Origin of the sequence: Azospirillum doebereinerae (assembly GCF_003989665.1) — a bacterium.
GTDB lineage: Bacteria > Pseudomonadota > Alphaproteobacteria > Azospirillales > Azospirillaceae > Azospirillum > Azospirillum doebereinerae.
This window is the reverse complement of the sequence record NZ_RZIJ01000009.1, coordinates 110,166-131,687: the sequence shown is the minus strand read 5'-3', so window position 1 is coordinate 131,687 and position 21,522 is coordinate 110,166. Positions and strand designations below refer to the sequence as shown.

Below are 21,522 nucleotides of genomic sequence, written 5' to 3'. Positions count from 1 at the left end.
AACATGCCGCGCCAAACGCCACTTTCTGACATCCGCAACATCGGCATCATCGCCCACGTCGACGCCGGCAAGACGACGACGACCGAGCGCATCCTGTATTACACCGGTCGTAAGCACACGATCATCGACGTGCACGAGACGAAGGATCTCAAGACGTCGACGACGACCGACTACATGGAGCAGGAGCAGAAGCGCGGCATCACCATCCAGTCGGCCGCCGTTTCGACCTTCTGGCGCGAGAAGAAGATCAACGTCATCGACACCCCCGGCCACGTGGACTTCACCATCGAGGTGAACCGTTCGCTCCGCGTGCTCGACGGCGCGGTCGTGGTGTTCGACGGCGTCGCCGGCGTGGAGCCGCAGTCGGAGACCAACTGGCGTCTGGCCGACAACTACAACGTGCCGCGCATCTGCTACGTCAACAAGATGGATCGTTCGGGTGCGAACTTCCAGCGTTGCGTCAGCATGATCAAGGCCCGGCTGAACGCCCGTCCGGTCTGCATCCAGGTTCCGCTCGGCTCGGAAGACAACTTCCGCGGCATGGTCGATCTGGTCGAGATGAAGGCGTATGTCTGGTTCTCGGACGACAAGGACGCCAAGTGGGAGATCTGGGAGATCACCGACGATCTCGCGAGCAAGCTCAACCTGACCGTCAAGGAAGACCTGGACAACATCGCCAGCATTCCCGAGCTGCGCGCCGAGCTGGTCGACACCGCGCTCGAGCAGGACGACGTGGCGATGGAGGCCTATCTGGAGTCCGGTGAGGACCCGTCGGCCGACGTGCTGCGCGCCTGCCTGCGCAAGGGCACGCTCAACGGCTCGTTCACCCCGGTGCTGTGCGGCTCCTCCTACAAGAACAAGGGCGTCTGCCAGGTTCTCGACGCCGTCGTCGACCTGCTGCCGGCCCCGACCGACGTGCCCGCCATCAAGACGGTGGACGAGGACGGCAACCCGAACGGCGAGCGTGACAGCTCCGACGAGGCGCCCTTCTCGGCGCTGGCCTTCAAGGTGCTGAACGACACCTACGGCTCGATGACCTTCGTCCGCGTCTATTCGGGCGTGCTGACCAAGGGCATGTCGATCCTGAACTCGACCCGTGGCAAGCGCGAGAAGATCGGCCGCATGGTCGAGATGTACGCGAAGGACGCCAACCCGATCGAGGAAGCCCGCGCCGGCGACATCATCGCGCTCGTCTCCCTGCAGGAGACCGAGACCGGTGACACCCTGTGCGACAGCTCCGCGCCGGTGATCCTGGAGCGCATGCGCTTCCCGGACCCCGTCATCAGCGTCTCGGTCGAGCCGAAGTCGAAGGGCGAGCAGGAGAAGTTCTCCATCGCGCTCGGCAAGATGGTCCGCGCCGATCCGTCGCTGCGTCTGGAGACCGACCGTGAAACCGGCCAGACCATCCTGCGCGGCATGGGCGAGCTGCACCTCGAAGTGACGCTCGACCGCATGCGCACGGAGTTCGGCGTGGAAGGCAACATGGGCAAGCCCCAGGTCGCCTACCGCGAGGCGATCACCAAGTCCTTCGAATACACCTACACCCACAAGAAGCAGACCGGCGGTTCGGGCCAGTTCGCCGAGGTGAAGATCATCTTCGAGCCGCGCGAGCGTGGCGAGGGCTTCGAGTTCGTCGACGAGACCGTCGGCGGCACCGTGCCCCGCGAATACGTTCCCTCGGTCAAGAAGGGCCTGGAGCTGCAGAAGGAAGACGGCGTGCTCGCCGGCTACCCGACGGTGGACTTCCGCGCCCGCCTGGTGGACGGCAAGTACCACGACGTCGACTCGAACGCCCTGACGTTCGAAATCGCCGCCAAGGCCTGCTTCCGCGAGGCCCTGCCCAAGGCCGGCCCGATCCTGCTGGAGCCGGTGATGAAGGTCGAGATCGTGACGCCGGACGACTACCTCGGCGACGTGATCGGCGACGTGAACCGCCGCCGCGGCACCGTGCTGGGCCAGCTGGAGCGTGGCTCGAACATCGCCGTGGAAGCCAACGTCCCGCTGAATGAGATGTTCGGCTACATCGGCCAGCTGCGCGGCATGACCTCGGGCCGTGCGTCCTACACCATGGAGTTCAGCCACTACGAGCCGGTGCCGCGCAACGTCACCGACGAAATCGTGGCCGGCCGCAACAAGGCCGCCTGATCTCTCTGACCCGGTGTTCGTGAATCTTTGGTTGTAAGGCGACGGCCGGCGGAGCGATCCGCCGGCCGTTGTCGTTGGTGGGGGCGGGGCGGGGTGTTACGCCTTTGACATAGAGCGGGCGCTTTATGCCCTGGTTTCGACCAATTCGTCGAATTTCGTAATCGTCTGCAACCAAAAACCAGTTGGAGTCGGGGCGGAGTCGTGGCCAAATTTGGACCATGATGATCCGCCGCTTCTTTTCCTTGACTGTGCTTTTGCTGCTGACCGTCGGTGCGCCGGCGGGGGCGGGCCAGGGGAATCTGCGGCTGGACGCTCTTTTCCAGGCGCTGCGCGCAACGTCCGATGAGGCATACGCCGAATCGGTCGAGGAGCACATCTGGGATTCCTGGCTGGAGCATCCCAACGGCGACATGATCCGCGTCATGCGCGACGGCGTTCTCAGCCTGAACGCCGATGATTACGCGGGCGCGCTGGACGCCTTCAACACCGTCATCGCCACTGACCCCACCTACGCCGAAGGCTGGAACAAGCGGGCGAACGTCTATTACATGCTTGGCGACTATCGGGCGGCGGTGGACGATTTGCGCCACACGCTGCTTCTGGAGCCCCGTCATTTCGGCGCGCTGACGGGTCTGGGGCTGGTCTATCTCGCTTTGAATCAACCCCAGCCTGCGCTGCGCGCCCTCGACGCGGCGCTGGTCCTGAACCCGCATCTGGTCAAGGTGCGGCAGCAGGCGGACTCGATTCGCACCCAGCTGTCGGGTCTGGCGCTCTAGCCGTTCCCTGCGCTCGGGCTGTCCCATTGTTGTTTCCGCGTGGATCTTTGCATCGGAACCCGCAGTGAGGGTATGTATCCCAGGATCGTTTCCTGGGGGATGATGCGATGTTTCAATCGGCCGTCGAATTCGTGAGCGATCTGCGCGTCCTCAGCACGCTGGGATTGCTGTGCCTGTCCTTTTTGCTGCCGCTGACGATCTTCATCGGACGCAGCAACATCAAGAGCGTCCGGCAAAAGATCATCGCCGATCTGGAGGCCGTGTTCCGCATCGATGGCCAGGACAACGACAAGCTGATCCCGTCCTTCGAGTTCGCCGCCTACAAGTACCGGGCGCTGCCGCATCGCACCGATGGACCGGAGCCGTCGGAATGGCGCTCCTATTTCCTGCCGGTCACCGTGTTCATCATGGTGACGTTCAGCGGCTTCGTCGCCTGCACCGGCGTTCTTCTGGACAAGCAGAGGCTCGGGACGTTCCAGCCGCTGTTCAGCGGGATGACGCTGGTCAACGCCACCGACCCGGCCAGCCTGACCGCCATGGTGGATTACCAGCTGCAAACCATGGCGGTGCTGATCTTCACCTTCCTGGGCGCCTACATCTGGTCGATCGACTATCTGGTGCGGCGGATCTCCAACTACGATCTGTCGCCGATTTCCTTCCTGCGCGTCACCGCCCACATCATCCTGGCCTGCATCGCCTCGGTGACGCTGCATCACGGTTACATGGACATCGCCCAGGCCACCCCGGCCAGCGCCGTGATGGACCGCATGCCGGAGCTGATGGTGGCCTTCCTGGTCGGCTTCTTTCCCAAGCTCGGCCTGCAGACCCTGGTGAGCCGGGTGCCCCAGCTGCAAATCCGGCGGGTCGACCCGCGCGCCCTCGGCTTCGTCCGCGAATACCCCATCGACATGATCATGGGCATTGATTCGTCCATCAAGTTCCGGCTCGCCGAGTTCGAACTCGACGACGTGCAGAATCTCGCCACGGCCAATCCGATCCTGCTGTTCGTCGAAACCCCCTACGGGATCTACGAGACGGTGGACTGGGTGGCGCAGGCCCAACTGATCCTGGCCCTGGATCTCGACCAGATCGACGCGCTGCGCACGATCAACGTCCGCACGATCTTCGACATCGAGCGCTTCATGACCCGGCCGGAGTCGCGCCCCCGCCTCGTCCAGGCGCTGAACACGCCCAAGACGGACGGCAAGACGGTGATTCTGGCGGATCGCGGCATCACGCTCGACAACCTCGACTCGGTGGTCCAGGCCATCGGCGAGGATCTGCACGTGCAGCGGCTGCGGCAAATCTGGCGCAACATCGAGCTGAAGCTGAGCTTCGACCTGCCTTACGTCACCCGCCAGCGCGCCTTGCTGACGCCCGACGCGCTGCCGGTCCCGGCCGTGCCGGTGCCGGTTCCCGCCCCCGAGCACCCCGCCGCTCCGCCGCCCGAGAGCGACGCGCTCCCGCCGCCCGCCGGGGAGCCCGTGCCGGCGGAGGAGAAACGCGTGCCGGAACTGGTGCCGGGCTGAAACGGCGGCTCGACGGGCGGCAGGGGGGCTGTCGGTGCTGTACGAGAACCAATCATGCACCGTCGTCTCCGCAGAAACGCATGGGTACCAATGTAGCCCCTCTCCCCTTGTGGGAGAAGGGCTTTAACTCAGCGCCCATGCCTCTCTGCGGGAATCACAGGACGCAAAGGCTTAGACCGTCACCCCCCGCTGTCACTCCGCCTCGACCCAGGCGATGCGCAGGATGTTGGTGTTGCCGGGGGTGCCGAAGGGCACGCCGGCGGTGATCACCAGACGCTGGCCCTCCAGGGCGATGCCGTCCTTGTGGGCCGTCCGCGTGGCCTTCTGCACCATCTCCGAGAAGTTGGCGATGTCCTCGGTGTGGACCGCGTGGACGCCGAAGACCAGTTGCAGCCGCCGCGCCGTCTCGATCACCGAGGTCAGGCAGAGAATCGGCTGCTCCGGCCGCTCGCGGGCGGCGCGCAGCGTGGTGGAGCCGGACGTCGTGTAAGTGACGATGGCCGCCGCCTGGATGGTGTGGGCGACCTGCCGGGCGGCCGCCGTGATGGCGTCGGCGGCGGTCTGCTGCGGGTCGGGGTGCTGGGCGTCCATGATGGTGCGGTAGAGCGGGTCGTGCTCCACCCGGCGGGCGATGCGGTCCATCATCGACACCGCCTCGATGGGGTAGTCGCCCGACGCGGTCTCCGCCGACAGCATCACCGCGTCGGCCCCGTCGTAGACGGCGGTCGCCACGTCCGACGCCTCGGCGCGGGTGGGTGCGGGGGCGGAGACCATCGACTCGAGCATCTGCGTCGCCACGATCACCGGCTTGCCGGCGCGCCGCGACTCGCGGACGATGCGCTTCTGCAGGGTGGGGACGTCCTCGGCCGGCAGCTCGACTCCGAGATCGCCGCGCGCGACCATGATGCCGTCCGACAGCTCGATGATCTCGTCGAGATGGGCGATGGCCTGCGGCTTCTCCAGCTTGGACATCAGCGCGGCGCGGCCGGCGACCAGCTTGCGGGCCTCGGCCACGTCTTCCGGCCGCTGCACGAAGCTGAGCGCCACCCAGTCGACGCCGCTGTCCAGCGCGAAGACCAGATCCTCGCGGTCCTTCTTGGTCAGCGGCGACAGCGGCAGAACCACGCCGGGGACGTTGACCCCCTTGCGGTCGGACAGCTTGGTGCCGGAAACGACCACCGTCTCGGCGAAATCGGGGCCGCAGGACTCGACGCGCAGGCGCACGCGGCCGTCGTCGAGCAGCAGGTCGGTGCCGGGCGTCAGCGCCGCGAAGATTTCCGGGTGGAACATGCCGACGCGGCGGGTGTCGCCGGGCTCCTTCGACAGGTCCAGGCGGAAGGACTGGCCGGGCATCAGCGTGATCGGGCCGTTGGCGAAGGTGGCGACGCGCAGCTTGGGGCCTTGCAGGTCGGCCATCACCGCGATGGGGCGGCCAGTGCGCGCCTCCATCTCGCGCAGCACCTTCAGGCGGGCGCCATGGTCCTCGTGGGTGCCGTGGCTGAAGTTCAGGCGGAAGACGTCGACTCCGACCTCGAACAGCTTGGCGATGGTTTCCGGCGTGGTGGTGGAGGGCCCGAGCGTCGCGACGATCTTGGTCAGGCGCGAGCGGCGGATGGTCGAGGAGCTGGTGGGGGAGCCGGTCGGCGCCGTTGCGGTTGTGCCAGTCGTTGTCATGAATGCAAGCCTTCTTCGGTTGGTCGGGCGTTGATGGGGCTGAGACTGGTGCGCCGTGGCTGTCCGTTGCTTCGAACAATCCGTTGCGGTGGTTGTTGCCCAACATTATGCGCCGATCAAGGGGTTGCTTGCCGCGATTGCCCTTCGATGTCCTTCCGATGGGCCGCTTGAGTCGGGCTTGCGTTCCGCGACGCGCTCGTTTACGGCTTTCCTCCGCGACGGCAAGACCCGGCACCGCCATTCGGCCTTGACAAGTTCCGGGTTTTTTCTATAGTCGCACCCTCTCGTGCCTCACCAGGGTACGAACGACGTTTTGCGTCCCGAGATCAGGGGGATCTGGATCGGGGCGCGTGAATCAGCGGCCGTCCATGCGGGCGGTCGACGGGAATCGAGGAGAGCAGGCGTGGCGCGTATTGCTGGCGTCAACATCCCCGCGCAAAAGCGTGTGGAGATCGGGTTGACCTACATCCATGGTATCGGCCCCTTCAAGGCCAAGGAACTCTGCGCGAAGCTGGACATCCCGGCCGAGCGCCGCGTCAACCAGTTGACCGACGACGAGATCCTGAAGATCCGCGAAACCATCGACGCCGACTACCGCGTCGAGGGCGACCTGCGTCGTGAAGTCGCGATGAACATCAAGCGTCTGATGGACCTGGGCTGCTACCGCGGCCTGCGTCACCGTAAGGGCCTGCCGGTCCACGGCCAGCGCACCCACACCAATGCCCGCACCCGCAAGGGTCCGGCGAAGCCGATCGCCGGCAAGAAGAAGTAAGACAGAGGATTACCTTCCATGGCCAAGCCGTCCGCCGCCTCGCAGCGTCTGCGTCGTCGTGAGCGTAAGAACATCACCGCTGGCGTCGCGCATGTGAACGCCTCGTTCAACAACACGATGATCACCATCACCGACGCGCAGGGCAACACGATTGCCTGGTCGTCGTCGGGCACCATGGGCTTCAAGGGTTCGCGCAAGTCGACGCCCTACGCCGCCCAGGTGGCTGCCGAAGACGCGGGCCGCAAGGCTCAGGAACACGGCATGAAGACCCTGGAAGTCGAAGTGAAGGGTCCGGGTTCGGGGCGCGAGTCCGCCCTGCGCGCCCTCCAGTCGGTCGGCTTCCAGATCACCTCGATTCGCGACGTCACGCCGATCCCCCACAACGGTGTCCGCCCGCCGAAGAAGCGCCGCGTCTGATACAGCGTTTTTAAAGCCTCCGCACCCGCGGGGGCCGACCGTTCCGGGACAGGAGGCCGCAGCCATCGCGGCCTCCTCAGCATGGGAACGGCCGGCCCCCGCGGGTTCGTGTTCACCCGATGGCATCTTGAGGTCGATCCGTGCTTCAGAAGAACTGGCAGGAACTGATTAAGCCGAACAAGCTGGACATCCAGCCCGGCGACGATGTTGACCGCTTCGCGACCGTGGTCGCCGAGCCGCTGGAACGCGGTTTCGGCCTGACTCTCGGCAACGCGCTGCGTCGCATTCTGCTGTCCTCGCTGCAAGGCGCCGCCGTCACCGCGATCCACATCGACGGCGTGCTGCACGAGTTCTCGTCGATCCCCGGCGTCCGCGAGGACGTGACCGACATCGTCCTGAACATCAAGACGATGGGTCTGCGCATGGGCGGCGACGGCCCCAAGCGCATGCGCCTGCGCGCCGAAGGCCCCGGCGAGGTCAAGGCCGGCATGATCGAGACCGGCGCCGACATCCAGGTCATGGATCCGGAGCTGGTCATCTGCACGCTGGACAACGGCGCGCGGCTGAACATGGAACTGACGGTCGAGACCGGCAAGGGCTACGTCCCGGCCAGCCAGAACCGTCCCGAGGACGCCCCCATCGGCCTGATCCCGGTCGACGCGCTGTTCTCGCCGGTCCGCAAGGTCTCCTACAAGGTCGACAACGCCCGCGTCGGTCAGGTCACCGATTATGACCGCCTGACGATGGTCGTCGAGACCAACGGTTCGGTGAAGCCGGACGACGCGGTGGCGCTCGCCGCCCGCATCCTCCAGGACCAGCTGCAGCTGTTCATCAACTTCGAGGAGCCGACGCACGCCGTCTCCGAGGAGAAGCACGAGGAGGTTCCGTTCAACAAGAACCTGCTCCGCAAGGTGGACGAGCTGGAACTGTCGGTCCGTTCGGCCAACTGCCTCAAGAACGACAACATCGTCTACATCGGCGATCTGGTGCAGAAGACGGAGGCGGAGATGCTCCGCACCCCGAACTTCGGCCGCAAGTCGCTGAACGAGATCAAGGAAGTGCTGTCCCAGATGGGCCTGCACCTCGGTATGGAAATCCCGAACTGGCCCCCCGAGAACATCGAGGAACTGGCCAAGCGTCTGGAAGAGCCGTACTAAGTCTCGGCAGTCTTTGCCCCCTCCCTAGCCCTCCCCCGCCTTCGGCGGGAGAGGGAACTCTGCCGAGCGCCGACAAGCGTCCGGCCCCCTCTCCCGCGCAAGCGGGGGAGGGATTGGGGAGGGGGCCGCTCTCTTTACCCAAGGGCCATCCGGCCCGTCCCCGTTGCCGTACCAGCCCTAGGCCTGGGCGGCGGGGTTCACGATCGGCTCCCCGAGGGGGGCCAAGCCATGAAGGAGGACCGCCATGCGTCACGGCGTTTCTGGACGTAAGCTCAGCAAGACCTCGAGCCACCGCAAGGCCATGTTCTCGAACATGGCGAACGCGGTGATCAAGCACGAGCAGATCAAGACGACCTTGCCCAAGGCCAAGGAAATGCGTCCGATCATCGACAAGCTGATCACGCTCGGCAAGAAGGGTGGCCTGGCCAACCGCCGTCTCGCCTACGCGCAGCTGCGCGACAACGAGATGGTCACCAAGCTGTTCACCGTTCTGGCCGACCGCTACAAGGACCGCCAGGGTGGCTACAGCCGCGTCCTGAAGGCCGGCTTCCGCTACGGCGACGCCGCCGACATGGCCGTGATCGAGCTGGTTGACCGCGACGTCAACGCCAAGGGCCTGGATTCCGGCCCGACGCAGGACGCCGTCGAGGGCGACGAGGCCGAAGGCCAGGAGTAAAGGGGTGAGGCTCTTCGGAGCCTCCTTCCCGTCGTTGTCCCGCGAGGGGCGGCGACCGCTGTAGTCGATTGTCCGACCCTTCCTTCGGTTCCCCCGGAGGAAGGGTTTTCTCATATGTGGCCATCAGAATGTTGCGTTCTCTTTACAACCGGATCCAGCGCTTGGCGGCGCGCGACGACGCCGTTTGGTGGATGTCGGCGATCTCCTTCGCCGAAAGCTCGTTCTTTCCGCTGCCGCCGGACGTCATGCTGGTGCCGATGTGTCTGGCCAAGCCCAAGAAGCTGTGGTTCTACACGAACGTCTGCGCGCTCGCCTCGCTGCTCGGCGGGCTGCTGGGCTACGCGCTGGGCTTCTACCTGTTCGAGAGCGTCGGCCGGCTGATCATCGACTTCTACAACGCGCAGGAGTCGTTCCACCGGTTCCAGGAAATGTTCACCGAGTTCGGTCCCTGGTTCCTGATCCTCAAGGGCGTCACGCCCATCCCCTACAAGCTGCTGACGATCACCGCCGGCTTCGCGCATCTCGACCTGACGGTGTTCATCCTCTGCTCGATCGTCGCGCGCTTCTCGCGGTTCTACATGATCGCCATCCTGCTCCACTTCTACGGGCCGCAGGTGCAGACCATCATCGAGAAGCGGCTGATGCTGGTGACGACCATTTTGCTGGTCGTCGTGGTCGGCGGCCTGCTCAGCTTCAAGTTCGTCTGACGGGCGCGATGCCGCTCAGCGCGGCATCCCCTGGTCCTGGCGGCTGCGCGCGTTGGGCGGCAGCGAGTCGCGCTCCTGGCGGTCGCGCCGCACGATGACGACGATGGCGGCGGCGATGGCGAGGCCGCCCAGCGCCGGGAACACCATCTCGGCGACGCTCACGTCGGGCCGCGCCACGGTGCGCGCCACCAGCATCAGCAGCCCGATCACCAGCAGCCCGGCGAACAGCAGCTTGGGGGTGCGACGGGACGGGCCACTCCCATTGTTCCCAGGCCCATTGTTCGATGTCATTTGGGTCATTCCCTTCTCACGCAAGTTCCCGGCATATTGGAGACCGAACCGGGGATGGTCCAGTGGGTGTGGCAATCCGTCATGCCGGTCCGCATCTTCGTAACAAGAACAATAGGAGCTGTCGCCGCAATGTTCCGCCCGAACCGCCTTTTCGCTCCGCTGGTCGCCCTTGCCTTGCTGGGCCTGTCGGCCTGCGCCGAAGCCCCCGCCCGGCGCGCCGCCACGGTCACCACCCCCACCGCGACCCAGAGCCAGGCGGTGACGGCGCCGCGCGGCACCCCGGGTCCGGACGACCAGTCGTTGCGTCTGGACGGCGGCGACGTCACCGCCGGCGGCAGCTGCCGCCAGCAATGCGAGCGCGGTCACAACGTCTGCATGGACTCGGTCGCCGCCCGCACCCAGAGCGGCCTGGAGCGGCCGGATTCCAGCAACCCCTTCTCGCCGTCGGACAATTGCGGCTACCAGCTGCGCCAGTGCTTCGACCGCTGCAACGCGGCGCGCTGACGGTCCTTTCCGTTTCGGGTGGGTGAAAGAAGGCATGGATGGGCGTCGGCCGATCCATGCCTTTTCCTTTTGGCGTTCGGCCATAAGGCGTCGCGCCGCCGCCGTCGGGTGGATGGAAATCCCCGTTCGCGCTTGCTAGAAGGCTCTGAGCGGGATTGTGGACGTTCCGCCACGGTTTGCCTCCTCCCTAACCCTCCCCCGCGTTGCGGGAGAGGGAACTCCGCCGAACGCCGACAAGGCTCCGGCCCCCTCTCCCGCCGCAGGCGGGGGAGGGATGGGGAGGGGGCAACCGGGGCCGAACGTCCACACCCCCGCCCGGGACCCAAAACGACCGATAAAAACGAGGAAACACGATGACCGAGCGCCGGAAGCTGATCGCTGGAAACTGGAAGATGAACGGGCTGAAGGCCGACGGGCTGGCCCTGGCGTCGGACCTCGCGGGGCGGCTGAAGGGCGCCGGCGCGGTGCCGTTCGACCTGCTGGTCTGCCCGCCCTTCCCGCTGCTGTTCCCGGTCGGCGAGGCGATCAAGGACAGCCCGCTGGCGCTGGGCGGCCAGGATTGCGCGCCCAAGACCTCGGGCGCCCACACCGGCGACGTGGCCCCGACGATGCTGACCGACGCCGGCTGCCGCTACGTCATCCTCGGCCATTCGGAGCGCCGCGCCGACCACGCGGAGGCCGACGCGCTGATCGCCGCCAAGGCCGCCGCCGCCCACAAGGAGGGCCTGATCGCCATCGTCTGCGTCGGCGAGACCGAGGCGCAGCGCGACGCCGGCCAGGCCGATGCCGTGGTCTCCGGCCAGCTCGCCGGCTCGATCCCCGCCGGGGCCACCGCCGCCAACACGGTGATCGCCTACGAGCCGGTCTGGGCCATCGGCACCGGCAAGACCGCGACGCCGGACGACGTCAAGGCGATGCACGCCAACATCCGCGCCACGCTGGACGGCAAGATCGCCGACCCGGCCAAGGTCCTGATCCTCTACGGCGGTTCGGTCAAGCCGGGCAACGCGGCGGAACTGATGGCGGTGGAGAACGTCGACGGCGCGCTGGTCGGCGGGGCCGCGCTGAAGGCCGACGATTTCTGGGCCATCGCGACGAGTTGCCGCTAGCATATCGCGCGGCGGCGCGGTACAAACAGTGGGCGCGCGCCACGGGCCCATGAGACGGCCTGTGGCGCGCTGTTCGATTTTCGGGCCAGTTGATCTTGCTTCGGGTGGGGATAGGCTTCGCATGGAATCGGTGCTTCTCGTTATTCACCTGTTGATCGCGGTGGCGTTGGTCGGCGTGATTCTGGTCCAGCGGTCGGAAGGCGGCGGGCTGGGGGTCGGCGGCGGCACCATGGGCGGCATGATGAGCACCCGCGGCACGGCCAACCTGCTGACCCGCACCACCGGCATCCTGGCCGGCGTCTTCTTCCTGACCAGCATCGTGCTGGCGATCCTGGCCGGCGGCCATTCGCGCCCGACCTCGATCATCGACACGATGCCCGCCGGCATCCCGGCCCAGCCGACGGCTCCGGCCCAGCCGGCGCCGCCCGCGCAACCCGCGCCGCCGGTCGCCCAGTAACGGGCGACCGCTCCACGGGGCACACGGGTGCGAACAACAGAGGCGGCCTCCCAGAAGCCGCCTCTTTCTTTTGAGGGTCGTTTGCGGGGGGACTCCATCTTCCGCCGGCGGTCCTTCTGGGGACATGGAACAGCTCTCAAGCTCTTCGGACGGACATGACTCGCTACATCTTCATCACCGGTGGCGTCGTTTCTTCGCTGGGCAAAGGTCTGGCCTCGGCGGCGCTGGGTGCGCTCCTCCAGACGCGCGGCTACAAGGTTCGGCTCCGCAAGCTCGACCCGTACCTGAACGTCGATCCCGGTACGATGAGCCCCTACCAGCACGGCGAGGTCTTCGTGACCGACGACGGGGCGGAGACCGACCTCGATCTGGGCCATTACGAGCGCTTCACCGGCGTCTCGGCCCGTCGCGGCGACAACATCACGACCGGGCGCATCTACTCCACCGTGATCGCCAAGGAGCGGCGCGGCGACTATCTGGGCGGCACCGTCCAGGTGATCCCGCACATCACCGACGAGATCAAGGAGTTCATCCGCTCCGACGCCACCGACGAGGACTTCGTCCTGGTCGAGATCGGCGGCACGGTGGGCGACATCGAATCGCTGCCCTTCCTGGAGGCCATCCGCCAGTTCGGCAATGAGGTGGGGCAGGAGAACGCGCTCTACATCCACCTGACGCTGTTGCCCTACATCCCGACGGCGGGCGAGCTGAAGACCAAGCCGACCCAGCATTCGGTCAAGGAGCTGCTGGGCGTCGGCATCCAGGCCGACATCCTGCTGTGCCGCGCCGACCGCGCCATCCCGGAGAACGAGCGCAAGAAGATCGCGCTGTTCTGCAACATCCGTCCGGAGCGGGTGATCGCGGCGCTCGACGTCGATTCGATCTACCAGGTGCCGATCAGCTACCACGAGGAAGGCTTCGACACGCAGGTCCTGTCCTATTTCGGTCTGCCGACCGACAAGGCGCCGGACCTGTCGCGCTGGACCCGCATCATGGAGCGCGTGCGCAAGCCGCAGGGCGAGGTCACCATCGCGGTGGTCGGCAAGTACATCAGCCTGCTCGACAGCTACAAGTCGCTGGCCGAGGCGCTGACCCACGGCGGCATCGCCAACAACGTCAAGGTCAACCTCGACTGGATCGATTCGGAGATCTTCGAGGACGACGACGCGGCGGTGAAGCGGCTGGAGAACGTCCACGGCATCCTGGTGCCGGGCGGCTTCGGCTCGCGCGGGACCGAAGGCAAGATCCGCGCGGCCCAGTTCGCCCGCGAGCGCAAGATCCCGTATTTCGGCATCTGCTTCGGCATGCAGATGGCGGTGATCGAGGCGGCGCGCAACATGGCCAAGATCGAGGACGCCGGCTCGACCGAGCTGGGCAAGCCCGGCAACCCGGTCGTCGGCCTGATGACCGAGTGGATGCGCGGCAACACGCTGGAGCGCCGCGCCGAGGCCGGCGATCTGGGCGGTACCATGCGTCTGGGCGCCTATTCGGCCAAGCTGCTGGAAGGCAGCAAGGTCGCCGGGGTCTACGGCACCACCGACATCTCGGAGCGCCACCGCCACCGCTACGAGGTCAACGTCTATTACAAGGAGCGGCTGGAGCGCTGCGGCATGCTGTTCTCGGGCCTGTCGCCCGACGGCGAGCTGCCGGAGATCGTCGAGCTTCCGGACCACCCGTGGTTCATCGGCGTGCAGTTCCACCCGGAACTGAAGTCCAAGCCCTTCGAGCCGCACCCGCTGTTCACCGCCTTCATCAAGGCGGCGATGGACCAGAGCCGTCTGGTCTGATCCGGGCGCTGCATCGACGGACCCAAAACCCCCGCCTCCCCTGGAGGCGGGGGTTTTCGTTTTCCGGCCGGGAGCGTGCCGGTTTGCCCCCTCCCTAACCCTCCCCCGCCTTTGGCGGGAGAGGGGACTGCCGCCGCCGTCCCACAAGGCCCCCTCTCCCGCCAGAGGCGGGGGAGGGTCGGGGAGGGGGCAAGCACCCGCTCACGTCAGCGCTCCTGTGCGAAGAGGGAGGTGCCGTTTGGCGGCGACGCCCCATATCAGGGGCGGCTTTGCAAACCAGGGAGGATGGACCCTCATGTCCGAGGTTACGATCGACGCCGCCGACGGTGGCCGCTTCTCCGCCTATGTCGCCAAGCCGTCGGTGGCTCCGGCGGGCGGGCTGGTGGTGATCCAGGAGATCTTCGGCGTCAACGCGGTGATGCGCGAGCTGTGCGACGAGTACGCGGCGCAGGGCTTTCTGGCGGTGTGCCCGGACCTGTTCTGGCGCCAGAAGCCGGGCGTGCAACTGACCGACAAGACCGAGGAGGAATGGAATCAGGCCTTCGCCTACATGAACGGCCTGGACCAGGACAAGGCGGTCGACGACCTGATCGCGACGCTGGGCTGGCTGCGCACGCAGGGCGACTGCACCGGCAAGGCGGGCAGCGTCGGCTATTGCCTGGGCGGGCGGCTGGCCTTCCTGATGGCGGCGCGGTCGGACGCCGACGCCAACGTCGGCTTCTACGGCGTCGGGCTGGACGGCCTGCTGGGCGAGGCGCCCGGCATCAAGAAGCCCCTGCTGCTGCACGTGGCCGAGCAGGACAAGTTCTCCTCCCCCGAAAAGCGCGACGCGCTGCTGGCCGGGGTGGCGGGCAACAGCTGGATCACCGCGAAGGTCTATCCCGGCATGGACCACGCCTTCGCCCGTCCCGGCGGCGAGCATTACGACGCGGCGGCGGCCGACGAGGCCAACCGCCTGACCGTCGAGTTCTTCCGCACGCATCTGAGTTGACCCGCCCCCCTCATTAATGGGATGCAAGGGCCACCGGCCCTTGCCCCGGAGAGCGCGAGAGGGCGGGCCAGCCCTCTCGCTTCGTTTTGCCTGGAGTTCCCCGCCCATGACCACCCCGCGCACGGTCCAGATCGGCGACCTGACCATCGCCAACGACCGCCCCTTCGTGCTGCTCGCCGGCCCCTGCCAGATGGAGAGCCGCGACCATGCGCTGGAGACCGCGTCGGCGCTGTCGGAGATCACCAGGGCGCTGGGCATCGGGCTGATCTACAAGTCGAGCTTCGACAAGGCCAACCGCACCTCGATCACCACGGCGCGCGGTCTCGGCATGGACAAGGCGCTGCCGATCTTCTCGGAGATCCGCGAGACCTTCGGCTGCCCGGTCATCACCGACGTGCACGACGCCGCGCAATGCGCCCCGGTGGCCGAAGCCGTGGACGTGCTCCAGATCCCGGCCTTCCTGTGCCGCCAGACCGACCTTCTGATCGCCGCCGCCGAAACCGGCCGGGCGGTGAACGTCAAGAAGGGCCAGTTCCTGGCGCCGTGGGACATGAAGAACGTCGCGGCCAAGCTGGTGGCGTCGGGCAACGAGCGGGTGCTGCTGTGCGAGCGCGGCGCCAGCTTCGGCTACAACACGCTGGTGTCGGACATGCGCGCGCTGCCGATCATGGCGGAGACCGGCTTCCCGGTGGTGTTCGACGCCACCCATTCGGTGCAGCAGCCGGGCGGGCAGGGGACGACGTCGGGCGGCCAGCGGGAGTTCGTGCCGGTGCTGGCCCGCGCGGCCATCGCGGTCGGCGTGGCGGCGGTCTTCATGGAGACCCACGAGAATCCGGACTGCGCCCCCAGCGACGGCCCGAACATGGTCCCGCTGAAGGAGATGCCGGCCCTGCTGGCGCGGCTCCAGGCCTTCGACCGTCTGGCGAAGGCGTAAGGACCGGGCGTTATCGACCACCAACAAAGTCAGGGGACGCGCGATGGCCGGTTGGGTGCTGCGGGGTGTGGCGGCCGTGTTTCTGCTGCTGGCGGCGGCGTTGCCGGCCGGGGCGCTGGAGAGTTTCCAGAAATCCTCCCTGAGCATCGAGACCGCGTCGGGCGGGCGCTACCGCTTCGACATCGAGTTGGCGGAGACGATGGCCCAGCAGGCGCAAGGCCTGATGTTCCGCGAGAGCATGGCCGCCGACGCCGGCATGCTGTTCATCTACGACAGCGTCCGCCCGGCCAGCTTCTGGATGAAGAACACGCTGATCCCGCTGGACATGCTGTTCATCGGCCCCGACGGGCGCATCGTGAACATCCACGAGCGCGCGGTCCCGCAGTCGCTGGACTCGGTCAACTCGGCCGGGCCGGTCAAGGCGATCCTGGAGCTGAACGGTGGGATGAGCGCGCGGCTGGGCATCCGGCCGGGCGACCGGGTGCGGCACGAGACCTTCGGGACCAAGTAGGCGGTAGGGGAGAGAGGCCGGGAGGCGGCGCTGGCTTTGGGCTCCGGTGGCAGGCAGGAGTTCCCTCTCCCGCCCCGGGAGAGGGAAGGGGCCCATGCGATAGCATGGGAAGGGTGAGGGGCTAGGTGGACATGGATTGCGTACCACGCCCGGTAGACCCTCACCCTCCCCGCTTCGCGGGTCCCCTCCCTCTCCCGGGGCGGGAGAGGGCTTTGGCGCCATAGGCAATCCCTCTGCACTGGGGAGAGCCGGGAATTTCTCGAAACCTCCAGACTTGACATGATTTGGCTTTATCATGGCGCCGACCTTCCCGTCGTCCATGGAGCCCCGCCATGCCTGCCGTTGCGTCCGCCATCCCAGTTTCGGCCCAACGGCTGGGAGCCGTGGCAAGCGGACGCGCGAACCGCTTGGCGCCGGGGGCGGCGGACCGGCCGGTGAAACATGGAACAGAACCCGGCCCCCTGTTCCACGGTGTTTCAAACGTTCCAAACGTTCCATTCCCCACCCCGCTCCTCCCCCCGGTGGCATCCCGCCGCCGCCGCCCCACATCATTCCGCATGGGGACGGGGAAGACGGGATGAGCGGACGGACGGCGATCCTCCTGGGCGGCGCCCTGGCGATGGCGGCGGGGTTGTCGGCCTACGTCATGCTGGCGCGGGCCGAACCGCCGCCGGCCTACCGCCTCGCCCGTCTCGAACAGGGGCCGCTGGTCAGCGCCATCACCGCCACCGGCACCATGAGCGCGCTGGTGACGGTGGAGGTCAGCTCCCAGCTCTCCGGCCAGATCGCCGAGCTTCACGCCGATTTCAACAGCCGGGTGACCAAGGGGCAGGTGCTGGCCCGGCTCAACGGCGACCAGTTGGCCGCGCGTCTGGCGCAGGCCACCGCCGACCTGGATTCGGCCGCCGCGTCGGTCACCCAGCAGCAGGCCCAACTCGACAAGGCCCGCGCCGACGTCGCCAACGCCAAGGCCAGCGTCGCCAACGCCCGGGCGCAGTTGGTCCAGGCCGATCTGGCGCAGCGCGACGCCGAGCGCGACCTCGGTCGCCGCCGCGACCTGCGCGGGCGCGGCGTGGTCGCCGCCGCCGATCTGGAAAAGACCGAGACCGCCGCCCGCAGCGCCCAATCCCAGGCGGTCGCCGCGCGGGCGCAGATCCAGCAGGCCGAGGCCGGGGTCGCGTCGGCCGAAGCGACGCTGGCGGTCGGCGCCGCCCAAATCGAGGTCGCCCGCGCCCAGGTCGCCCAGCGCGAGGCGGCCCTGCAACTGGTCCGGGTCGACGCCAACCGCTCCGTCATCCGCTCCCCCATCGACGGGGTGGTGGTCAACCGGGCGGTCAGCACCGGCCAGACCGTCGCCGCCAGCCTGTCGGCGCCGACCCTCTTCACCATCGCCCAGGACCTCCGCCAGATGGAGGTGCTCGCCAACATCGACGAGGCCGACATCGGCCGCGTGCGCGAGGGCATGCCGGTGCGCTTCACGGTCAACGCCTTCCCCGGCGACAGCTTCACCGGCCGGGTGACGCAGGTTCGGCTGGCGCCCAAGGAGGACCAGACCGTCGTCACCTACATCGTCGTGATCACCGTCGAGAATCCTGAGATGCGGCTGCTGCCGGGCATGACCGCCAACCTGCGCATCACGGTGGACGAGCGGCTGGCGGCGCTGAAGATTCCCAACGCCGCGCTGCGCTTCCGCCCGCCGGGCGCCGAGCCCGCCGCCGCATCCGCCGACGCTGGGCCGACGCCGACGCTGGGCGGCCCTGGCGGCGGGCGCGGCGCCCAGGCGCTGGAGGCCACCGCCGCCCGCGCCGCCGACGCGCTGAAGCTGGAGGAGGCCAGGCGCCGCGACATCGCCGCCCTGATCGCCGAGGCGCGCGAGCGCTTCACCGCGCTGGACGCCGAGGGCGGCGACCCCGAACGCCGCCGGGCGGAGGCCAACGCCATCCGCACCGGCACGCTGGAGCGCATCGCGGCGCTGCTCGACCCGATGCAGCGCGCGCGCTTCGACGCCCTGATCGACCCGCGCCGGGCTGAGGCCGCCCGCACCGTCTGGGTGCCGGGGCCGTCCAACGGCGCGCCGATGGGGGTGCCGGTGCGGCTCGGCATCGGCGACGGCAGCTTCACCGAGGTGGTGGGCGGCGACCTCCGGCCGGGCCAGGACGTGATCACCGGCATCGCCCCGGCCAACCGCGACGACCGCCGGGGACCGCGCCTTGGCTTCTGACGCCCCTCTGATCGCCGTCGACTCCCTGTCCCGCTCGTACCGGATGGGGCCGCATCGGGTGAAGGCGCTCGACGGGGTGACGCTGCGGGTGGAGCGGGGGGAGTTCGTCGCGGTGATGGGGCCGTCCGGCTCGGGCAAATCCACCTTCATGAACCTGCTGGGCTGCCTGGACCGCCCCGATTCCGGCCGCTACGCCCTGGACGGCGAGGAGGTCGGCCGGCTGTCCTCGGACGCGCTGGCCGTGGTGCGGAACCGCCGCATCGGCTTCGTCTTCCAGTCCTTCAACCTGCTGCCGCGCCAGACCGCCCAGGCCAACGTCGAACTGCCGATGCTCTACGCCGGGGTCGCGCACGCCGCGCGGGCGGAGAAGGCGCTGGCGGCGCTGGCCGCCGTCGGGCTGGACGGGCGGGCGCATCACCGGCCGACCCAACTCTCGGGCGGCCAGCAGCAGCGCGTCGCCATCGCCCGCGCGCTGGTCAACGACCCGGTCCTGCTGCTGGCCGACGAGCCGACCGGCGCGCTCGACACCGCCACCAGCCTGGAGATCATGGCCCTGTTCCAGCGCCTGAACCGCGCCGGCATCACCGTCGTGCTGGTGACGCACGAGCCCGACGTGGCGCGCTTCGCCCGCCGGGTGCTGAGCTTCCGCGACGGCCATCTGGTGGACGACCGGGCGCAGGTGCCCGAGGAGGCGCTGGCGTGACCGCGCTGGACGCCCTGCGCTCGGCCTTGGATTCGCTGCGGGCCAGCCCGCTGCGCAGCGCGCTGACCATGCTGGGCATCGTCATCGGCGTCGCGGCGGTGATCGCCATGGTCGCGGTCGGCGCCGGGGCGCGGGATCAGGTGATGCGGCAGATCGCCAGCCTCGGCACCAACCTCGTGATGGTCGGGCAGGGCAGCGTCGTGCGGTCGGGGGTGAAGCTGGGGGCCGGCACCGCCGCCACCCTGACGGAGGACGACGCGACGGCGATCCTGAACGACATTCCCGCCGTGACGGTGACGGCGCCCTCGGTGCGCTGGGGCCTGCAGATCGTCGCCGGCAACCAGAACTGGGGCACCGTGATGTTCGGCATCACCCCCGACTACATGGAGGCCCGCGACTGGAGCATCGTCCAGGGGCGCGGCATCTCCGACCAGGACGTGACGCAGGCCGAGAAGGTGGTGGTGCTGGGCCAGACCGTGGTGCGCAGCCTGTTCGGCGGCGGCGACCCGGTGGGGGAGCAGGTGCGGGTCTTCGCCACCCCCCTGACCGTCGTCGGCGTGCTGGGCGAGAAGGGCCAGAACACCCAGGGCCAGGACCAGGACGACGTGATCTTCCTGCCGCTCTCCACCGCCAAGCGCAACATCCCCGGCATGGCGAAGTCCAACCCCCGCTTCATCCACAGCGTGGTGGTGAAGACCCACGACGGCGCCGACCAGGACGAGGCGCAGGCGCAGATCCGCGAGCTGCTGCGCCAGCGCCACCGGCTGATCGACGGGCAGGACGACGATTTCTGGATGCGCAACCTGTCGGAGGTGGCGGCGACCCGCGACGCCTCGTCCCGCGCGCTGTCCTTCCTGCTGGCCGCCGTGGCGGCGGTGTCGCTGCTGGTCGGTGGCATCGGGATCATGAACATCATGCTGGTCTCGGTGACCGAGCGGACGCGCGAGATCGGCTTGCGGCTGGCCATCGGCGCCAGGCGGCGCGACATCCTGATGCAGTTCCTGATCGAATCGACGACGCTGTCGCTGATCGGCGCGGCGGTGGGGGTGGTGACCGGGATCGGCACCGCGATGGTGGTGGCCGGGCTGGCCGGCTGGCCGACGCTGATCCGCCTCGATTCGGTGGTGCTGGCGGTGGTGGTCAGCGGGCTGGTGGGGGTGTTCTTCGGCCTCTACCCGGCGCGCCGGGCCTCGCGCCTCAACCCCATCGAGGCGCTGCGGCATGAATAGCCGCGAGACCGTCCTCCAGCCCCTTCTCCGGGCCGCCGTCCAGCCTCACCGCCGCCGTGCCGGTGCGGGCCAGCGCCACCGCCAGCCGGGCGACCCAGAAGACGCCCTCCGGGGCGGCCAGCAGGGCCGGGCGCCGCTCCGCCAGACAGCGCGCCAGGGCCAGCGGGGAGGTCGCGGCGTGCCGCTTGGCGAGGTCGATCTGCCCGATGCCGGGATCGAGCGCCGCCCGCAGCGGCCCCCCGCCCATCGGCGCCACGAGGTCGACGGGATGACCTTGGGCGAGCAGCGCGTGGGCCAGGGCGACGGCGGTGCGGCGATCGGGCGCATCCGACAGGTCGGGCACGAAGACGGCGATGCGGGGCAGGGCGGGCAAGCGGGCGTCCGTGGGGCTGGGGGTTGCGGGCGGAACGCCTTGCGGCCCCGCCTGTCAAGAAACCGACACCGGAATGTGTGCCGACTTCTTGCCGTTCACGCGGGGTTCGTGTATCTCACAACGCGGCGACGGGGTGTAGCGCAGTCTGGTAGCGCGCCAGTTTTGGGTACTGGAGGTCTCCGGTTCGAATCCGGGCTCCCCGACCACCGCCGCAGTCGTTTCGATCCGTCAGGCCATCCCAAGGGAGAGCAGTCCGTCATGAACGTCCGGATCTACCAGCCGACCAAGACGGCCATGCAGTCCGGCCGGGCGAAGACCCACCGCTGGCAGCTCGATTGCGAGCTGGAGACGCCGCGCCGTCCCGAGCCGCTGATGGGCTGGATCAGCTCGGGCGACACGCTCAATCAGGTGCGCCTCAGCTTCGAGAGCAAGGAGGAGGCGATCGCCTTCGCCGAGCGCAAGGGCTGGAGCTATTCCGTCGCCGACGCGCCGATCCGCCGCGTGCGCCCGCGCAACTACGCCGACAATTTCCGCATGGACCGTCCGCGCTTCTGACGCG

At 68.1% G+C, this 21,522-nt stretch carries 22 protein-coding genes and 1 tRNA gene; 20 read left to right on the top strand and 3 right to left on the bottom strand.

Annotated elements, in window-relative coordinates:
- The first annotated feature begins 3 nt into the window (after nt 1–3).
- The 3 genes from fusA to EJ913_RS13380 all read left to right on the top strand — a co-directional run bounded on the left by fusA (nt 4) and on the right by EJ913_RS13380 (nt 4,450).
- Nucleotides 4–2,145, top strand: coding sequence for an elongation factor G (gene fusA, locus EJ913_RS13390; protein ID WP_126998601.1), 2,142 nt, complete (start codon nt 4–6; stop codon nt 2,143–2,145).
- 218 nt (nt 2,146–2,363) lie between these two features.
- On the top strand, nt 2,364–2,921 hold the full coding sequence (locus EJ913_RS13385) for a tetratricopeptide repeat protein (RefSeq protein ID WP_126998599.1): 558 nt from the start codon (nt 2,364–2,366) through the stop codon (nt 2,919–2,921).
- A gap of 107 nt (nt 2,922–3,028) precedes the next feature.
- Nucleotides 3,029–4,450, top strand: coding sequence for a hypothetical protein (locus EJ913_RS13380; protein ID WP_126998597.1), 1,422 nt, complete (start codon nt 3,029–3,031; stop codon nt 4,448–4,450).
- 192 nt (nt 4,451–4,642) lie between these two features.
- Here EJ913_RS13380 and pyk read toward each other — a convergent pair whose 3' ends face one another.
- Complete coding sequence (gene pyk, locus EJ913_RS13375) at nt 4,643–6,124, bottom strand: pyruvate kinase (RefSeq protein WP_126998595.1); 1,482 nt, start codon at nt 6,122–6,124, stop codon at nt 4,643–4,645.
- Between the two features lie 403 nt (nt 6,125–6,527).
- On the opposite strand from pyk, the gene rpsM reads away from it, so the two are divergent.
- From rpsM to EJ913_RS13350, 5 genes are all read left to right on the top strand, one after another.
- Complete coding sequence (gene rpsM / locus EJ913_RS13370) at nt 6,528–6,896, top strand: 30S ribosomal protein S13 (RefSeq protein ID WP_119830004.1); 369 nt, start codon at nt 6,528–6,530, stop codon at nt 6,894–6,896.
- 18 nt (nt 6,897–6,914) lie between these two features.
- Nucleotides 6,915–7,313, top strand: coding sequence for a 30S ribosomal protein S11 (gene rpsK, locus EJ913_RS13365; protein ID WP_119830003.1), 399 nt, complete (start codon nt 6,915–6,917; stop codon nt 7,311–7,313).
- A 140-nt stretch (nt 7,314–7,453) separates the two neighbouring features.
- Nucleotides 7,454–8,470, top strand: coding sequence for a DNA-directed RNA polymerase subunit alpha (locus EJ913_RS13360; protein WP_126998593.1), 1,017 nt, complete (start codon nt 7,454–7,456; stop codon nt 8,468–8,470).
- A gap of 244 nt (nt 8,471–8,714) precedes the next feature.
- Nucleotides 8,715–9,146: a 50S ribosomal protein L17 gene (gene rplQ, locus EJ913_RS13355; protein WP_126998591.1), complete on the top strand. Its 432-nt coding sequence runs from the start codon at nt 8,715–8,717 to the stop codon at nt 9,144–9,146.
- A gap of 128 nt (nt 9,147–9,274) precedes the next feature.
- A complete protein-coding gene (locus EJ913_RS13350) occupies nt 9,275–9,853 on the top strand; it encodes a YqaA family protein (RefSeq protein WP_126998589.1) in 579 nt (192 codons plus the stop codon).
- A gap of 15 nt (nt 9,854–9,868) precedes the next feature.
- Here EJ913_RS13350 and EJ913_RS13345 read toward each other — a convergent pair whose 3' ends face one another.
- The gene (locus EJ913_RS13345) at nt 9,869–10,144 is read right to left on the bottom strand and encodes a hypothetical protein (RefSeq protein ID WP_126998587.1); all 276 of its coding nucleotides are present in this window, start codon (nt 10,142–10,144) and stop codon (nt 9,869–9,871) included.
- 129 nt (nt 10,145–10,273) lie between these two features.
- Here EJ913_RS13345 and EJ913_RS13340 point away from each other — a divergent pair, with 129 nt between their 5' ends.
- The 10 genes from EJ913_RS13340 to EJ913_RS13295 all read left to right on the top strand — a co-directional run bounded on the left by EJ913_RS13340 (nt 10,274) and on the right by EJ913_RS13295 (nt 20,590).
- The gene (locus EJ913_RS13340) at nt 10,274–10,648 is read left to right on the top strand and encodes a hypothetical protein (RefSeq protein WP_126998585.1); all 375 of its coding nucleotides are present in this window, start codon (nt 10,274–10,276) and stop codon (nt 10,646–10,648) included.
- Between the two features lie 353 nt (nt 10,649–11,001).
- Complete coding sequence (gene tpiA / locus EJ913_RS13335; protein ID WP_126998583.1) at nt 11,002–11,757, top strand: triose-phosphate isomerase; 756 nt, start codon at nt 11,002–11,004, stop codon at nt 11,755–11,757.
- A gap of 121 nt (nt 11,758–11,878) precedes the next feature.
- Nucleotides 11,879–12,214, top strand: coding sequence for a preprotein translocase subunit SecG (gene secG / locus EJ913_RS13330; protein WP_126998579.1), 336 nt, complete (start codon nt 11,879–11,881; stop codon nt 12,212–12,214).
- A gap of 155 nt (nt 12,215–12,369) precedes the next feature.
- Complete coding sequence (locus EJ913_RS13325; protein ID WP_126998577.1) at nt 12,370–14,001, top strand: CTP synthase; 1,632 nt, start codon at nt 12,370–12,372, stop codon at nt 13,999–14,001.
- A gap of 295 nt (nt 14,002–14,296) precedes the next feature.
- Nucleotides 14,297–14,992: a dienelactone hydrolase family protein gene (locus EJ913_RS13320; RefSeq protein ID WP_126998575.1), complete on the top strand. Its 696-nt coding sequence runs from the start codon at nt 14,297–14,299 to the stop codon at nt 14,990–14,992.
- A 106-nt stretch (nt 14,993–15,098) separates the two neighbouring features.
- The gene (gene kdsA / locus EJ913_RS13315; RefSeq protein ID WP_126998573.1) at nt 15,099–15,926 is read left to right on the top strand and encodes a 3-deoxy-8-phosphooctulonate synthase; all 828 of its coding nucleotides are present in this window, start codon (nt 15,099–15,101) and stop codon (nt 15,924–15,926) included.
- Between the two features lie 43 nt (nt 15,927–15,969).
- Nucleotides 15,970–16,437 carry a DUF192 domain-containing protein gene (locus EJ913_RS13310; protein ID WP_126998571.1) on the top strand — a complete coding sequence of 156 codons (468 nt, stop codon included), beginning with the start codon at nt 15,970–15,972 and terminating at the stop codon, nt 16,435–16,437.
- 577 nt (nt 16,438–17,014) lie between these two features.
- Nucleotides 17,015–18,658 carry an HlyD family secretion protein gene (locus tag EJ913_RS13305; RefSeq protein WP_126998569.1) on the top strand — a complete coding sequence of 548 codons (1,644 nt, stop codon included), beginning with the start codon at nt 17,015–17,017 and terminating at the stop codon, nt 18,656–18,658.
- The gene (locus EJ913_RS13300; RefSeq protein ID WP_238519822.1) at nt 18,648–19,361 is read left to right on the top strand and encodes an ABC transporter ATP-binding protein; all 714 of its coding nucleotides are present in this window, start codon (nt 18,648–18,650) and stop codon (nt 19,359–19,361) included. The genes EJ913_RS13305 and EJ913_RS13300 overlap by 11 nt, the downstream gene beginning before the upstream one ends.
- Complete coding sequence (locus EJ913_RS13295; protein WP_126998567.1) at nt 19,358–20,590, top strand: ABC transporter permease; 1,233 nt, start codon at nt 19,358–19,360, stop codon at nt 20,588–20,590. The genes EJ913_RS13300 and EJ913_RS13295 overlap by 4 nt, the downstream gene beginning before the upstream one ends.
- Here the strand turns inward: EJ913_RS13295 and EJ913_RS13290 are convergent.
- Nucleotides 20,559–20,963, bottom strand: coding sequence for a hypothetical protein (locus tag EJ913_RS13290; protein ID WP_126998565.1), 405 nt, complete (start codon nt 20,961–20,963; stop codon nt 20,559–20,561). The two genes, EJ913_RS13295 and EJ913_RS13290, sit on opposite strands and share 32 nt — an antisense overlap.
- A 129-nt stretch (nt 20,964–21,092) precedes the next feature.
- Here EJ913_RS13290 and EJ913_RS13285 point away from each other — a divergent pair.
- Together EJ913_RS13285 and EJ913_RS13280 are read left to right on the top strand one after the other, a co-directional pair.
- A tRNA-Pro gene (locus EJ913_RS13285) sits at nt 21,093–21,169 on the top strand.
- Nucleotides 21,170–21,221: 52 nt separating this feature from the next.
- On the top strand, nt 21,222–21,518 hold the full coding sequence (locus EJ913_RS13280; RefSeq protein WP_126998563.1) for an ETC complex I subunit: 297 nt from the start codon (nt 21,222–21,224) through the stop codon (nt 21,516–21,518).
- The last annotated feature ends 4 nt before the right edge of the window (nt 21,519–21,522 follow it).